Source organism: Actinoplanes sp. NPDC048796 (assembly GCF_040650035.1).
GTDB lineage: Bacteria > Actinomycetota > Actinomycetes > Mycobacteriales > Micromonosporaceae > Actinoplanes.
On sequence record NZ_JBEZGO010000019.1, the window covers coordinates 24745 to 39764 of the forward strand.

At 69.6% G+C, this 15020-nt stretch carries 15 protein-coding genes; 11 read left to right on the forward strand and 4 right to left on the reverse strand.

From position 1 onward, the window contains the following. The first annotated feature begins 156 nt into the window (after positions 1-156). The 8 genes from AB0C26_RS41190 (at position 157) to polA (ending at position 9285) form a co-directional block, all read left to right on the forward strand. Positions 157-1077, forward strand: coding sequence for a branched-chain amino acid ABC transporter permease (locus AB0C26_RS41190; RefSeq protein ID WP_360259508.1), 921 nt, complete (start codon positions 157-159; stop codon positions 1075-1077). Next, positions 1074-2204 (forward strand): branched-chain amino acid ABC transporter permease, encoded by a 1131-nt coding sequence (locus AB0C26_RS41195; protein WP_360259308.1) that lies wholly within the window; start codon positions 1074-1076, stop codon positions 2202-2204. The genes AB0C26_RS41190 and AB0C26_RS41195 overlap by 4 nt, the downstream gene beginning before the upstream one ends. Next, positions 2197-3087 carry an ABC transporter ATP-binding protein gene (locus AB0C26_RS41200; protein WP_360259310.1) on the forward strand — a complete coding sequence of 297 codons (891 nt, stop codon included), beginning with the start codon at positions 2197-2199 and terminating at the stop codon, positions 3085-3087. The genes AB0C26_RS41195 and AB0C26_RS41200 overlap by 8 nt, the downstream gene beginning before the upstream one ends. Continuing rightward, on the forward strand, positions 3077-3787 hold the full coding sequence (locus AB0C26_RS41205) for an ABC transporter ATP-binding protein (RefSeq protein WP_360259313.1): 711 nt from the start codon (positions 3077-3079) through the stop codon (positions 3785-3787). Before AB0C26_RS41200 ends, AB0C26_RS41205 begins: the two co-directional genes overlap by 11 nt. Before the next feature lie 27 nt (positions 3788-3814). Next, a complete protein-coding gene (locus tag AB0C26_RS41210; RefSeq protein WP_360259315.1) occupies positions 3815-4720 on the forward strand; it encodes an ABC transporter substrate-binding protein in 906 nt (301 codons plus the stop codon). Between the two features lie 8 nt (positions 4721-4728). Continuing rightward, positions 4729-5733 carry an amino acid ABC transporter permease gene (locus tag AB0C26_RS41215; protein WP_360259318.1) on the forward strand — a complete coding sequence of 335 codons (1005 nt, stop codon included), beginning with the start codon at positions 4729-4731 and terminating at the stop codon, positions 5731-5733. After that, positions 5730-6494 (forward strand): amino acid ABC transporter ATP-binding protein, encoded by a 765-nt coding sequence (locus tag AB0C26_RS41220; protein WP_360259320.1) that lies wholly within the window; start codon positions 5730-5732, stop codon positions 6492-6494. Before AB0C26_RS41215 ends, AB0C26_RS41220 begins: the two co-directional genes overlap by 4 nt. 97 nt (positions 6495-6591) lie before the next feature. Further along, positions 6592-9285 carry a DNA polymerase I gene (polA, locus tag AB0C26_RS41225; protein ID WP_360259322.1) on the forward strand — a complete coding sequence of 898 codons (2694 nt, stop codon included), beginning with the start codon at positions 6592-6594 and terminating at the stop codon, positions 9283-9285. Positions 9286-9386: 101 nt separating this feature from the next. Here polA and AB0C26_RS41230 read toward each other — a convergent pair whose 3' ends face one another. Further along, the gene (locus AB0C26_RS41230; protein WP_360259324.1) at positions 9387-9887 is read right to left on the reverse strand and encodes a hypothetical protein; all 501 of its coding nucleotides are present in this window, start codon (positions 9885-9887) and stop codon (positions 9387-9389) included. A gap of 71 nt (positions 9888-9958) precedes the next feature. On the opposite strand from AB0C26_RS41230, the gene AB0C26_RS41235 reads away from it, so the two are divergent. Further along, positions 9959-10282: a metalloregulator ArsR/SmtB family transcription factor gene (locus AB0C26_RS41235; protein ID WP_360259511.1), complete on the forward strand. Its 324-nt coding sequence runs from the start codon at positions 9959-9961 to the stop codon at positions 10280-10282. 4 nt (positions 10283-10286) lie between these two features. Here the strand turns inward: AB0C26_RS41235 and AB0C26_RS41240 are convergent, their stop codons facing one another. From AB0C26_RS41240 to AB0C26_RS41250, 3 genes are read right to left on the reverse strand one after another with little or no spacing between them, the layout of a single operon-like run. Continuing rightward, the gene (locus AB0C26_RS41240) at positions 10287-10613 is read right to left on the reverse strand and encodes a DUF3140 domain-containing protein (protein WP_360259327.1); all 327 of its coding nucleotides are present in this window, start codon (positions 10611-10613) and stop codon (positions 10287-10289) included. Next, complete coding sequence (locus AB0C26_RS41245) at positions 10606-10815, reverse strand: DUF2945 domain-containing protein (RefSeq protein ID WP_360259329.1); 210 nt, start codon at positions 10813-10815, stop codon at positions 10606-10608. Before AB0C26_RS41245 ends, AB0C26_RS41240 begins: the two co-directional genes overlap by 8 nt. Next, a complete protein-coding gene (locus AB0C26_RS41250) occupies positions 10812-11615 on the reverse strand; it encodes a methyltransferase domain-containing protein (protein WP_360259331.1) in 804 nt (267 codons plus the stop codon). The genes AB0C26_RS41245 and AB0C26_RS41250 overlap by 4 nt, the downstream gene beginning before the upstream one ends. 312 nt (positions 11616-11927) lie before the next feature. Between AB0C26_RS41250 and rpsA the strand changes: the two genes are divergently transcribed. Continuing rightward, the gene (gene rpsA / locus AB0C26_RS41255) at positions 11928-13445 is read left to right on the forward strand and encodes a 30S ribosomal protein S1 (RefSeq protein WP_360259333.1); all 1518 of its coding nucleotides are present in this window, start codon (positions 11928-11930) and stop codon (positions 13443-13445) included. A gap of 90 nt (positions 13446-13535) precedes the next feature. Continuing rightward, a complete protein-coding gene (gene coaE / locus AB0C26_RS41260) occupies positions 13536-14726 on the forward strand; it encodes a dephospho-CoA kinase (RefSeq protein ID WP_360259336.1) in 1191 nt (396 codons plus the stop codon). Positions 14727-15020: the final 294 nt, after the last annotated feature.

Genomic DNA, 15020 nt, shown 5'->3' on the forward strand with positions numbered 1-15020 from the left:
GGTGGCGCCGGCGCCTCTCTGGCGGTTTGGTTGTTCGTTGTGGTGTTCGCTGTGTCGGCCCCGGGGGGGGGGGGGGCCCCCCCCCCCCCCCCACGTCCTGTATGACTTTCCTTCGCTGGAGTCGCGTTGAACTTTGAATTCTTGGGCGACAACTTCATGTCGCTCACCGTGACGGGGCTGACCCAGGGCGCCATCTATGCCCTGGTCGCTCTCGGTTACACGTTGGTCTACGGCGTTCTGCGCCTGATCAACTTCGCTCATTCCGAAGTCTTCATGATCGGCACGTTCGTTACCACGATCGTCTGGGCCGGCCTGGGTTTCGGTGTGGGTGCGGCGGCTCCGGGCACCTTCGGGGTGCTGGGCCTGATCGCGCTGGCCGTCATCGCGGCCGGCGCCGCTTCGGGCGGCACGGCGCTGATCGTGGAGCGGGTGGCCTACCGCCCGCTGCGCAAGCGTAACGCGCCCAGCCTGATCTTCCTGATCAGCGCGATCGGCGCCTCGGTGGCGCTGTTCGAGCTGGTGGGTGCGATCACCGACCGGCAGCCGCGCGGCATGCCGAGTCTCGTACAGCCGAAGGTGCAGTTCACGCTCTTCGGCGCGGACGTCACCAACCTCCAGATCGGCATCATCCTGAGCGCGCTCGCGATGCTCGCGGGCCTGGACATCTTCATCAACCGCACCCGGCTGGGCCGGGGTGTGCGTGCCGTGGCGCAGAACCCGGACGTGGCGGCGCTGATGGGTGTCAACAAGGACCGCGTCATCATGCTGATCTTCATCCTGGGCGGCATGATGGCCGGCGCGGCGTCGGTGCTCTACGACGTCAAGGTCGGTATCACGACGTACTCGGTGGGCTTCCTGATCGGTATCAAGGCGTTCACCGCGGCGGTGCTCGGCGGTATCGGTAACCTGCGCGGCGCCCTGCTGGGCGGTCTGCTGCTGGGCGTGGTGGAGAACTACGGCGCCGGTGTCTTCGGCAACGAGTGGATGGACGTCGTCGCCTTCGTGATGCTCGTGGTCGTGTTGCTGTTCCGCCCGACGGGCCTGTTGGGTGAGTCTCTGGGGAGGGCCCGGGCATGATGGCTGTTCTCGATTCCGCGCGGAAGGCCGACGAGGGCCGGGTCCGCGCGGTGACCGGCCTGCGGGACCGGTGGTCCAACCTTCCGTACGGCTGGCGCATCTCGGTCCTTTTCGCTTTCATCATCTTCCTGTACGCGTTGCCGGGTCTCGAGATCCCGCTGATCACGACGCCGGACACGGACTTCACCTCGGTGCTGTTCCTGTGCGCGGTCTACGTGCTGGTCGCGGTCGGCCTGAACGTCGTGATCGGACTCGCCGGCCTGCTCGACCTCGGCTACATCGGCTTCTACGCGGTCGGCGCGTACACGGTGGCCATTCTGGGTTCGCCCAACTCGCCGGTCGTGATCCAGTTCCCGTGGGTGGTGTGCGTCCCGATCGCGATCGCGGTGACCATGGTGTCGGGCGTGATCCTGGGCTGGCCGACGCTGCGTCTGCGCGGCGACTATCTGGCGATCGTGACGCTCGGCTTCGGTGAGATCATCCGGGTGTTCGCCCTGAACTCGGACATCACCAACGGAAACCGGGGCATCACCGGCGTTCCGGTGCCGTCGGAGGGCACGTGGCCGGAGTGGATGGACTGGTTCCCGGGCATCACCGCGGGCCGCCCGATCTTCAGCGTGTCCAATGTGATCGGCTTCTACTGGCTGGCGATCACCCTGGTCTTCATCTGCATGCTGGGCGTGCGCCGGCTGGAGCGCAGCCGGGTCGGCCGCTCGTGGCTGGCGATCCGTGAGGACGAGGACGCCGCCGAGGTGATGGGCGTGCCGACCTTCAAGTACAAGCTGTGGGCGTTCGCGATCGGCGCGGCGCTGGGCGGCCTGTCGGGGGCGCTGTTCTTCAGCAAGCAGACGTTCATCAACGCGCAGGGCTTCGACCTGTTCACGTCGATCCTGTGGGTGGCCGCGGTGGTCATCGGCGGCGCCGGCAACCAGCTGGGGGTGGCGCTGGGCGCGATCCTGCTGGCGTACCTGCCGGAGCGGTTCCGCGAGTTCGCCGACTACCGGCTGCTGATCTTCGGTGTCGCCCTGATCGTCATGACGATCTTCCGGCCGCAGGGTCTGCTGCCCAGCCGCCGGCGCAAGGTCGAGCTGGAGGACCGGGCTAAGGAAGGTGCCGTCGGTGAGTGAGCGCAACAATCTGCTCGAGGTCGACAACGTCACGATCCGCTTCGGCGGCGTGACCGCCCTGGACGGGGTGGACTTCTCCGTCAAGGAGGGCGAGATCCTCGGCCTGATCGGCCCGAACGGCGCCGGCAAGACGACCTGCTTCAACGCGGTGACCGGCGTGGTCAAGCCGACCAGCGGCGCGATCCGGTTCCGCGGCAAGGCCCTGGTGGGCCAGCAGCGGCACAAGATCACCCGGCTCGGCATCGCGCGGACGTTCCAGAACATCCGGTTGTTCCCGGAGATGACGGCGCTGGAGAACGTGCAGGTCGGCGCGGACGCGCGGCACAAGACCAGTGTGGTCGGCGCGCTGTTTCGCATCTGGCGGGTGCCGGTCAAGTCGCACGAGCTGGTCGAGGTCGACGCCAAGAGTGGCTTCGGGCGCGCGGTTCAGCAGGTACGCCGTACCGGCCAGCGGATCTTCGGTTTGTCCCGGCACACCCTCGAGGAGCGGGCGGCCAAGGACAAGGCGACCGAGCTGCTGAAGCTGGTCGGCATCGAGCACCGGGCCGGCGAACTGGCCCGGAGTCTGGCCTACGGCGAGCAGCGCCGGCTGGAGATCGCCCGGGCGCTGGCCACCGAGCCGGGCCTGCTCTGCCTGGACGAGCCGGCCGCCGGCTTCAACCCGGCCGAGAAGGAGTCGCTGCTCGAGCTGATCCGCAAGATCCGCGATACCGGGGTCACGGTGCTGCTCATCGAGCACGACATGCGCCTGGTCATGGGCGTCACCGACCGGATCGTCGTGCTGGAGTTCGGCAAGAAGATCGCCGAGGGGACGCCGGCCGAGGTGCGGGAGAACCCGGCGGTCATCGCCGCCTACCTGGGAGTGCCGACCGATGCTGCTTGAGATGGACAACGTGACGGTGTCGTACGGGCGTATCGAGGCCCTGCACGGCATCAGCCTCACCGTGGGCGAGGGTGAGATCGTCGCGCTGATCGGCGCGAACGGCGCCGGCAAGTCGACCACGATGCGGGCCATCTCGGGTCTGCGGCCCGTCGGCCAGGGCAAGATCCACTTCGATGGGCAGGACATCACCAAGATGCGGGCCGACCTGCGGGTCATCCGCGGGGTGTCGCAGTCGCCCGAGGGCCGCGGCATCTTCCCGGGCATGACGGTCCGGGAGAACCTCGAGATGGGCGCGTACACGCGCCGGGTCCGTACCGAGATCGACGAAGACCTTCAGCGGGCGTTCGACCTGTTCCCGCGCCTGAAGGAGCGGGAGAAGCAGGCCGGCGGCACGCTGTCCGGCGGTGAGCAGCAGATGCTCGCCGTGGGCCGCGCGCTGATGAGCCGGCCCAAGCTGCTGCTGCTCGACGAGCCCTCGATGGGCCTGGCGCCGATGCTGATCCAGCAGATCTTCGACATCATCGTGGAGATCAACCAACAGGGCACGACCGTGCTGCTGGTGGAGCAGAATGCGCAGCAGGCCCTGTCACGCGCCCACCGGGCGTACGTCCTGGAGACCGGGCGGATCGTCAAGGAGGGCACCGGCCAGGACCTCCTGACCGACCCCGCGGTCAAGGACGCCTACCTCGGCGTCGCGTAACACCCCTTTGGACAACTAGGAGTCATCATGTTCCGCACCCCCTCAGGCCGCCGGGCGATCCTCGGCCTGGCCGCCGCGGCGGCGCTGACGTTGTCGATGGGCGCCTGCGGCTCGGAGTCCGACGACTCCAGCTCGAGCGGCGCTCCCGCGCCCAGCGCCTCCGCCGACACGTCGCTGGCCGACAAGGTCCCGGCCGACATCAAGAGCGCCGGCAAGCTCGTCATCGGCACCGACTCGTCGTACGCGCCGAACGAGTTCCTGGACAGCGACGGCAAGACGGTCATCGGCTTCGACGTCGACCTGTTCAACGCGGTCGCGCAGAAGCTGGGCCTGACCACCGAGTGGCAGTCGGCGACCTTCGGCGACATCATCCCGGGCGTCAGCAGCGACAAGTACGCCGTCGGCGTCTCCTCGTTCACGATCAACAAGGACCGGCTCAAGGAGGTCAACATGATCTCCTACTTCTCGGCCGGCACCCAGTGGGCGGCCAAGAAGGGCGCCTCGATCAACCCGGACGACGTCTGCGGCAAGAAGATCGCCGTGCAGGCGACCACCGTGCAGGTGGACGACATCACCGCCCGGTCCAAGAAGTGCACCGACGCCGGCAAGGCCAAGATCACGATCGACCAGTACCAGAAGCAGTCGGACGCGACGAACGCCGTCAACACCGGCAAGGACGAGGCCATGCTGGCCGACTCCCCGATCACCGCGTACGCGGTGAAGCAGACCGGCGGAAAGCTGGAGCTGGTCGGCGACATCTACGACTCGGCCCCGTACGGCTACGTGGTGGCCAAGGACCAGACCGAGTTCGCCGGCGTCATCGGCGACGCCGTCAAGGCGCTGATCGCCGACGGCACGTACAAGCAGATCCTCGACAAGTGGGGCGTCACCGCGGGCGCGGTCACCACTGCCGAAGTGAACCCCGCGGTCTGACCCTCTAGATGAGCGACCAGACCACCACCGAACGGGCACGGCCGGAACCGATCAAGGCCGTGCCCGTCCGGCACCCCCTGCGCTGGGTCACGACCGCGGTCATCGCGATCCTGGCCGCGATGTTCGTGCACCTGCTGGTGACGAACGACCAGTTCCGCTGGTCGTTCATCTTCTCGTCCTATGAGGACGGCAAGCGCGGGGTCATGTTCACCGGGCCGGTTCTCGAGGGCCTGCGCGGCACCATCCTGCTGACCATCACGGCGATGGTCATCGGCATCGGGCTCGGCGTCGTCATCGCGATCATGCGGATGTCGCCGAACAAGGTCCTGTCGTCGGTGGCGTTCCTGTACACGTGGTTCTTCCGGGCCGTGCCGCGCCTCGTGCTGGCGATCCTGTTCGGCAACCTGAACATCCTGTGGAGCCGGGTCGGCTTCGGCCTGCCGTTCGACAAGCAGATCGGCGACCTGTTCGGCATCGACAACTTCAGCGGGCAGTTCTACAGCATCCGCGCGGTCGACCTGCTGGCCGGCTTCGTGGCCGGCATGCTCGCGCTGGGGTTGTCCGAGGCCGCGTACATGGCCGAGATCGTCCGGGCCGGCCTGCAATCCGTCGACCAGGGGCAGGCCGAGGCGGCGGTCGCGCTGGGCATGTCCCGCTTCCAGGTGCTGCGGCGCATCGTGCTGCCGCAGGCCATGCGGGTGATCGTGCCGCCGACCGGCAACGAGACCATCGCCATGGTCAAGGACACGTCGCTGGTGGCGTACGTTCCGGTCACCGGCGAACTGTGGTTCCAGCTGAACGCGGTGTCCGCGCGTACCTTCGTGGTGCTGCCCGTGCTGGTGGCCGCGCTGATCTGGTATCTGATCATCTGTACCGTCCTGATGATCGGCCAGTACTTCCTCGAGCGGCACTACGGCAAGGGGTACGGCGCGGTCGGCAAGGCGAAACAGCGGCTGCGCGACATCGAGGTCGAACAGGGCGGCCGGATCACCGACACCCGGGAGGGCGCATGACTTCCGAGATGGTGCGCGCCGACAACGTGCACAAGTCGTTCGGCTCGCTCGAGGTGCTCAAGGGCATCGACCTGGTCGTCAACGCGGGCGAGGTGTGCTGCGTGCTCGGCCCGTCCGGCTCCGGCAAGTCGACGTTCCTGCGCTGCGTCAACCACCTCGAGAAGATCAACGCCGGCCGCATCCTGGTCGACGGCGACCTGATCGGCTACCGCGAGCGCGGCGGCAAGCTGCACGAGCTCGGCGAGAAGGACGTGGCCAAGCAGCGCCGCTCGATCGGCATGGTCTTCCAGCGCTTCAACCTCTTCCCGCACATGACGGTGCTCCAGAACGTGATGGAGGCCCCGTGCCGGGTCAAGGGCGAGGCCAAGGCCGAGGTACGGGACCGGGCGCGCGCCCTGCTCGACCGGGTGGGCCTGAGTGAGAAGACCGAGTCGTATCCGGGCCAGCTCTCGGGCGGCCAGCAGCAGCGGGTGGCGATCGCCCGGGCCCTGGCCATGCGGCCGAAACTGATGCTGTTCGACGAGCCGACCAGCGCGCTCGACCCGGAACTGGTCGGTGAGGTCCTGGACGTGATGAAGGACCTGGCCCGGGACGGGATGACCATGGTCGTGGTCACCCACGAGATCGGCTTCGCCCGCGAGGTCGGCGACAAGCTGATCTTCATGGACGGCGGCGTCGTCGTGGAGGAGGGCGCCCCGCGGGACGTCATCGCGAATCCGCAGCACGAGCGAACCAGGGCATTTCTCAGCAAGGTGCTCTGAGCAGGCGGGGTGGTCCGGGTTTCTGGCAGCGACATTTAGACGGCTTCGCCGTACTGCGACGCAAGAATGTCAGACCTCACGACTAGAGTTCTCCGACGTGAGCGAAGACGCCGAGACCCCCCGTTTGCTGCTGCTCGACGGCCACTCCCTGGCCTACCGCGCGTTCCACGCGCTGCCCAAGGAGAACTTCAGCACCCAGACCGGGCAGCACACGAACGCCGTGTTCGGCTTCACCTCGATGCTGATCAACATGCTGCGCGACGAGAAGCCGACGCACATCGTGGTCGCCTTCGACGTCTCCCGCGTCTCCTTCCGTACCGAGAAGTACCCGGAGTACAAGGCCGGCCGGTCGGCGACGCCGCCGGAGTTCCTGGGCCAGGTCAGCCTGGTCAAGGAGATCCTCGACGCGCTGCGCATCCCGTATGTCGAAAAGCCCGGTTTCGAGGCCGACGACGTCATCGCCACCCTCGCCACCCAGGCCCGCGACGCCGGCATGGAGGTGCTGATCTCCTCCGGCGACCGGGACGCCCTGCAACTGGTCGGCGAGCACACCACGGTCCTCTACCCGAGCCGCGGCGTCTCCGAGGTCTGGCGGATGACCCCCGCCCTGGTCGAGGAGAAGCAGCTCGTGCCGCCGCACCTCTACCGGGACAAGGCCGCCCTGGTCGGCGAGACCAGCGACAACCTGATCGGTGTCCCCGGCGTCGGGCCCAAGACGGCGGCCAAGTGGATCACCGAGTACGGCGGTATCGAGGGCGTCGTCGCCAACGCCGACAAGATCAAGGGCAAGGCCGGCGACAACCTGCGCGCCCACCTGTCGTCGGTGATGCTCAACTACGAGCTCAACGCCCTGCGCACCGACCTTGAGCTTCCGGTACGCCCGCAGGACGTGCGCTGGCCCGGCTGGGACCGGGAGGCGGTCCACCAGGTGTTCGACGCCCTCGAGTTCCGGGTGCTGCGCGAGCGCCTCTACAGCTACCTCGAGGCCGTCGAGCCCGAGGCCGAGGCCGGCTTCGACATCGAGGCCCGCGTGCTGCGCGCCGGCGAGGTGGCGGGCTGGCTCACCGCGCACGCGCAGGCGGCGCCCGTCGGTGTCGCCGTCACCGGCACGTTCGGGCGCGGCACGGGCGCGCTCACCGGCGTCGCGGTGGCCACCGGCGACGGGCCGGCGGGCTGGTTCGACCCGGCCGCCCTGGACGAGGCCGACGAGCAGGCCGTCGCCCTCTGGCTGGCCGACCCCGACCGGCCCAAGGTCGTGCACGACGCCAAGCCGGCCTCGCTGGCCATGCGCGCGCACGGCTGGCGCCTGGCCGGCGTCCGCATCGACACGGCGCTCGCGGCCTACCTGGCCAAGCCCGACCAGCGGCAGTACGACCTGACCGACCTGGCCCTGCGCTACCTCAAGCGCGAGCTGCGCGTCGAGGAACCGCCGACCGGCCAGCTCGACCTGCTGGCCGGCGTGGGCGAGGAGGGCGGCGCCGAGGAGAGCGTCATGCTGCGCGCCCGCGCCACCCTCGACCTGGCCGACGTGCTCACCGAGGAGCTGTCCCGCGACGGCGGCGAGTCGCAGACCCTGCTCACCGAGGTCGAGCAGCCGCTGTCCGAGGTCCTCGGCGAGATGGAACACCTGGGCATCGCGGCCGACACCGGCTACCTGTCCGAGCTCGAGGCCCACTTCGCGGCCGAGGTGAAGGCCGCCCAGCAGGCGGCGCACGAGGTCGTGGGCCGCGAGTTCAACCTCGGCTCGCCCAAGCAGTTGCAGCAGATCCTCTTCGATGAGCGCAACCTGCCCAAGACCAAGAAGATCAAGTCGGGGTACACGACCGACGCCGACGCCCTGCAGAACCTGTTCGCGCAGACCGGCGACCCGCTGCTGGAACACCTGCTGCGCCACCGCGACGTGGCCAAGCTCAAGTCCACTGTCGACGGCCTGCTCAAGTCGGTCTCCGACGACGGTCGCATCCACACGACGTTCAACCAGACCGTCGCCGCCACCGGCCGCCTGTCCTCGACCGACCCCAACCTGCAGAACATCCCGATCCGCACCGAGGAGGGCCGGCGGATCCGCCGCGCGTTCGTCGTCGGCGAGGGCTTCGAGTCCCTCATGACGGCCGACTACAGCCAGATCGAGATGCGCATCATGGCCCACCTCTCCGAGGACGAGGCCCTGATCGCCGCCTTCAACTCGGCCTTCGACTTCCACGCGGCCACCGCGTCCTCGGTCTTCCACGTCCCGGTCGAGGAGGTCGTCCCCGACCAGCGCCGCAAGATCAAAGCCATGAACTACGGCTTGGCGTACGGTCTGAGCGCCTTCGGCCTGTCCAACCAGCTCACCATCCCGGTCGACGAGGCCCGCGGCCTGATGGACGAGTACTTCGAGCGCTTCGGCGGCGTCCGCGAGTACCTGCAGGCAGTGGTTCGCCGCGCCGTCCAGGACGGCTACACGGCCACCATCCTCGGCCGCCGCCGCTACCTGCCCGACCTGTCCAGCGACAACCGCCAGCGCCGCGAGATGGCCGAGCGGATGGCCCTCAACGCCCCCATCCAGGGCTCGGCCGCCGACATCATCAAGGTCGCCATGCTCCGGGTGGACCGGGCCATCCGCGAGTCCGGCCTCAAGTCCCGCATGCTCCTGCAGGTCCACGACGAGCTCGTCTTCGACGTGGCCCCCGGCGAGCGGGAGCCGCTGGAGGCTTTGGTCCGCCAGGAGATGGGCAACGCCCACCCGCTGTCGGTCCCGCTCGAGGTCTCCGTCGGTTCCGGCCGCGACTGGAACGGCGCCGACCACTGACCCGGCCCGGTGACCCGGCGCCGGCCCGCCGACCCGGCCCGCTGACCCGGCGCCGGGGGTCGGCGCCGGGGGTCGGCGCCGGGGGTCGGCGCTCGGCCGTTCTAGCTCTCGCGGCCGGGCTCCTCGGGCGGCGCCGCGTGAGCGTGCGTCCGGTGCCGGGCGCCCAGGCGGGCGCTGATCGCGCCGAAGACGACTCCGGCGGCCAGGGCGCCCGCGGCGAAGGCCAGGAACCACCACCAGAAGCCGTCGCCGCCGCCCGTCGCCGCGCGGACCGCGACCACGGCGAGCGCGCCCGCCGGCAGCGCGCCGGCCAGCGGCGCCACGGCGGCCGCCGGGTGCCGGGCGACCCCGATCGCCAGCGGCACCAACAGCGGCAGATAGCCGAGCAGGAAGAGCGTGCGCACCTGCTGCTGGAAGAGGAGCGCCCACACTCCGGCCAGAAGCGCGCCGAGCACCACCGCCGCCAGCGTCTGCACCGCCATGAACGCCGCGCCCGTCCGGGCCGGCGCCGGCGCGCCATCGCCGTCGCCGTCCGGCTCGCCCATGCCGAGCCACATCCCCGTCACCTGAAGCAGTTCCCGCACCGCCACCCGCACGCCCATGCCGGCCAGCCTAGGCAGGCGGCACCACCGGGTTGCGGGGCTCTGTAAGTGTGTGGCCCATGACTAGCCACATGACGGGGGCGGCGCTGGGGCGGGGGCCCCTCGAGCCCGCGCAGGCGGACGCGTACGCGCCGATGTTCAAGGCGCTGGGGGATCCGGTGCGGCTGCGGCTGCTTTCGATGATCGCCTCGGCGCGTGGCGGCGAGGTCTGCGTCTGCGACCTCACCGGGGCGTTCCACCTGACCGGGCCGACGATCTCGCACCATCTCAAGGTGCTGCGCGAGGCCGGCCTGGTCGACAGCGACCGCCGCGGCACCTGGGTCTACTACCGGATGATCCCGGCCGCCCTGGCCGTGCTCGGCGGGCTGCTCGACGCCGGCGTCCTGACGGCCTGACCGGTTACTTCTTCAGTGGGTCGTGGCCCCAGTTCATCAGCGAGTACCGCCATTTCGTCTCCGACACGTCGCCGGACGGGCGCTGCGCCCGGTGCCGGTGGACGTAGCCGACGACCTTGCGCATGTGCGCCTCGTCGTCCTCGGTCAGGTCGGCCTTCTTCGTGCCGAGGATCTTGACGATCTTGCGGCCGGAGTCGTGGCCCACCGACTCGCCGCCGGACGACGGCTTCTGGCCGACGTCCTTCGACTCGTCGGTCTTCAGCCACTTCTCGAGCTCGCCGGCCGTCATGTTCACCGCTGACGAGAACTCGGCGTGGACGTCGTCAGCCATGGTGCAGCGCGCCCGGCTTGTGAACCGCCTCGCGGCCCGTCTTGTCGCTCTTGACCTTGTACTGCGGCTCGTCGGGGGAGGCGTCGACGGTCCGCCCGGCCGCCTCCGTGCGCTTGGTGATCTTCTGCTCGACCGTGCCGTGCACGGTCTCGCCGTGGCTGCGCCAGGTCACCTGGTCGCCCTTTTTCGGATCTTTGGTCATGTACGGGGTGGTACCCCGGGGCCGAGCCGGCTAACAAAGATCGCGGTGCCCGGGAAGAGCCGTCCCCGCAGCGGGCTCCACTGGCCCCACGTCTCCTCGTGGCCGGCCGGCCACTCCGGCTCGACCAGGTCGCGCAGCTCGAAGCCGGCCGCCACCAGTTCCCGTACGCGATCGCCGAGGGTCCGGTGCTGCTCGATGTAGGTGACCTGGCCCGACTCGTCCCGCTCGACGTACGGCGTCCGATCGAAGTACGAGTTACGGGCGATCAGGCCGCTCTCGTCCGGCTCGTCCCAGAAGATCCACCGCATCGGGTGGGTGACCGAGAAGACCCAGTCCCCGCCGGGCTTCAGCACGCGCGCCACCTCGCGCATGGCCGCCGCCGAGTCGGCCACGAACGGGATCGCCCCGAAGGCCGTGCAGACGATGTCGAATACGCTCTCCGCGAACGGCAGCGCCAGCGCGTCCGCTTGCACGAGGGGCACGGTCACCCCCGTACGGCCGGCGGCGGCGGCAGCGTGCCGCAACATGCCCGCCGAGAGATCGAGGGCGACCACCTCCGCGCCCTGCCCGTCGAGCCACCGGGCCCCGGCCGCGGCGCCCGCGCCGAGCTCCAGGATCCGCTTGTCGCGCACGTCGCCGAGCAGGTGGGCGTCGGCCTCACGCAGGCCCTCGGGGCACCACACGAAGTCGAGATCGCCCAGGAAGGCGCCGTGCTCGGCCTGGTACTCGTCGGCGTCGGAGTCCCACCAGCCGCGGCTGGCGCGGCGGCTCTCGGCGTCGGACGGCGCGTTTTCGATCACTGCGCCAAGGTAACCGCCGTCCGCGCCGCCGTCACTATTCGGCACATTAGGGGCATGGTGTGGGGTTTCGGGCCAACATTGTGCCGCGCTCGTCAGGAGGGCTTGCAACCTGTGGTAATGCGCACGGTAAGCTAGTCGATGCGCTCGCGGATCGTGTACCTCGGCAGGGAGCAGGTTCCGTGGTCGGCGGTCCCGACATGATCGACTGCATGATCGACTGGTCGTCATCTGGTTGTTCGTGTCGTGCCCGGCGGCAGTTCCGTGGAGCGCGGGAGACACCACGACACCCATCCGTTCGGAGCAACAGTCCACATGACGAGCAGCATCGAGGCCACCTCGAGCGCCAACAAGGTCACCGTCGACGATCTCGGTTCTGAGGAAGCTTTCCTCGCCGCCATTGACGAGACCATCAAGTACTTCAACGACGGCGACATTGTCGAAGGCACCGTCGTCAAGGTCGATCGGGACGAGGTCCTGCTCGACATCGGCTACAAGACCGAGGGCGTCATCCCCTCGCGCGAGTTGTCGATCAAGCATGACGTGGACCCCGCGGAAGTGGTGTCGGTCGGTGACCACATCGAAGCCCTCGTCCTCACCAAGGAGGACAAGGAAGGTCGCCTGATCCTCTCGAAGAAGCGTGCGCAGTACGAGCGCGCGTGGGGCACCATCGAGAAGATCAAGGAGGACGACGGCGTCGTTCGCGGCTCCGTCATCGAGGTTGTCAAGGGTGGCCTCATCCTCGACATCGGCCTCCGCGGCTTCCTCCCGGCCTCGCTGGTCGAGATGCGCCGTGTCCGCGACCTCCAGCCGTACGTCGGCCGTGAGCTCGAGGCGAAGATCATCGAGCTGGACAAGAACCGCAACAACGTGGTCCTGTCCCGCCGCGCCTGGCTCGAGCAGACGCAGTCCGAGGTCCGCACGGAGTTCCTCAACAAGCTCCAGAAGGGCCAGGTCCGCAAGGGCGTCGTGTCCTCCATCGTCAACTTCGGTGCCTTCGTTGACCTGGGTGGCGTGGACGGCCTCGTACACGTCTCCGAGCTCTCCTGGAAGCACATCGACCACCCGTCCGAGGTCGTCGAGGTCGGCCAGGAGGTCGAGGTCGAGGTGCTCGACGTCGACCTGGACCGCGAGCGCGTCTCCCTGTCGCTGAAGGCGACGCAGGAGGACCCGTGGCGCCAGTTCGCCCGGACCCACGCGATCAACCAGATCGTGCCGGGCAAGGTCACCAAGCTGGTTCCGTTCGGCGCCTTCGTCCGCGTGGACGACGGCATCGAGGGCCTGGTGCACATCTCCGAGCTGGCCGAGCGGCACGTCGAGCTGCCCGAGCAGGTCGTCCAGGTGGGCTCCGACGTTCTGGTCAAGGTCATCGACATCGACCTCGAGCGTCGCCGCATCTCGCTGTCGCTCAAGCAGGCCAACGAGAACTTCGTGGAGGGCGAGGAGCACTTCGACCCCACCCTCTACGGCATGGCCGCCACGTACGACAACGAGGGCAACTACATCTACCCGGAGGGCTTCGACCCCGAGACGGGCGAGTGGCTCGAGGGCTTCGACAAGCAGCGCGAGGCCTGGGAGAAGCAGTACGCCGACGCGCGCGAGCGCTGGGAGGCCCACACCAAGCAGGTGCAGGCGTCCCGCGAGGCCGACGCCGAGGCCGCTCTCAACCCGGTTCCGGCCGGCACGGGCGCGACCACCACGTCGTCCTCCACGTCGTCGAGCTCCTCGAGCTCGTCGGCTCCGGCCCGCGCGTCCGAGGAGCCCTCGGGCACCCTGGCCACCGACGAGGCCCTCGCCGCTCTGCGCGAGAAGCTGGCCGGCGGCAAGAGCTGACGCTCTGACCCCAGCGGCACGCTGAAGGCCGTCCCGACTCCGGTCGGGGCGGCCTTTCGCCGTCCGGTGTTCCTCGTCGATACTGGGCTCGTGCTGAGGGTGGGACTGACCGGCGGGATCGGTGCGGGCAAGAGCGCGGTGGCGCGGCGGCTCGCCCGCCACGGGGCGATCATCATCGACTCCGACGTGCTCGCCCGCGAGGTGGTGGAGCCGGGCACGCCCGGTCTGGCCGAGGTGGTGGCGGCGTTCGGCGCCGGCGTGCTGACCACCGACGGCGCCCTCGACCGGCCGGCCCTGGCGGCCAAGGTCTTCGGCGACGAGGCGGCCCGCCACCGCCTGGAAAAGATCATTCATCCCCGGGTACGCGAGCGGGCGGCCGAGCTGCACGCGGCCGCCGGCCCGGAGGCGATCGTCGTCAACGACATCCCGCTGCTCGTCGAGACCGGCCAGACGTCCTCGTTCCACCTGGTCGTCGTGGTGGAGGCGACCCGCGAGGCCCGCGTGCGGCGCCTCATGCAGACCCGCGGGATGACCGAGGAACAGGCCGCCGCCCGGATCGCCGCGCAGGCCGCCGACGCCCAGCGCCGGGCCGCCGCCGACGTCCTGCTGATCAACGACGGCACCCTCGACGACCTGAACTCCCGGGTCGACGCCCTCGTCAATCAGCGTCTGCGGCCGTACGAACGGAACGTGCGCACCGGCACCTCGGCCCGCGCCCCGCGCGACCTGCACATCGCCGACCCCGATCCGCGGTGGCCGGAGACGGCCGAGCGGGTCATGGGGCGGATCCGGCACGCCCTGCGCGACCACCCGGAGACCACGGTGTCGCACATCGGCTCGACCGCCGTCCCGGAGCTGCCGGCCAAGGACGTCATCGACCTCATGCTGGCCGTGCGGACCCTCGACGAGGCCGATCAGCTGGCCGGCGCGCTCGGCGCGGCCGGCCTGCCCCGGCGCCCGGGGGAGTGGGCCGACAACGCCCGCGGCCTGCCCGGCGAGACGTGGCCCAAGCGGCTGCACGGCTCGGCCGACCCCGGGCGGCCGGTCAACCTGCACGTCCGGGTGGCCGGTTCGCCGGGCTGGCGGTTCGCCCTGCTCATGCGCGATCACCTGCGGTCGGTGCCGGAGGCCCGCGAGGGCTACGCGGCGGCCAAGGCGGCGTGGGCGGAGCATACGGACCGTTTCACGTACGGCGAGGCCAAGGAGCCCTGGTTCGACGAGGAGGCGCGGGCCGCCGACGAGTGGGCCGAGGCCACCGGCTGGCAGCCCGGATCCGATTGAGGGCTCTCGCGGCGGCCGGGTCCGCGCGTGGCGCGACCTCCGCGGGTGCGCGCGCCGGAGAACCGGGGCGCAACGACCACGGGCCGGTCGAGGGAACCGTGTGGTGACCCCGCTCGATACCGGGCGGCCGCCGCGAGCGGCCTACCCGACCAGGCTAGGTGACACGTGCAACAGCAACAATGCCGCCCGGGGGGCCGTTTGTGCACCCTCCGCACGACGGTCCCGGCGGCTCTTCGCCGGCGGCTCTTCGCCGACGGCCGAACCGGTCGGCCGAAACTTGTCGTACCCCCGACG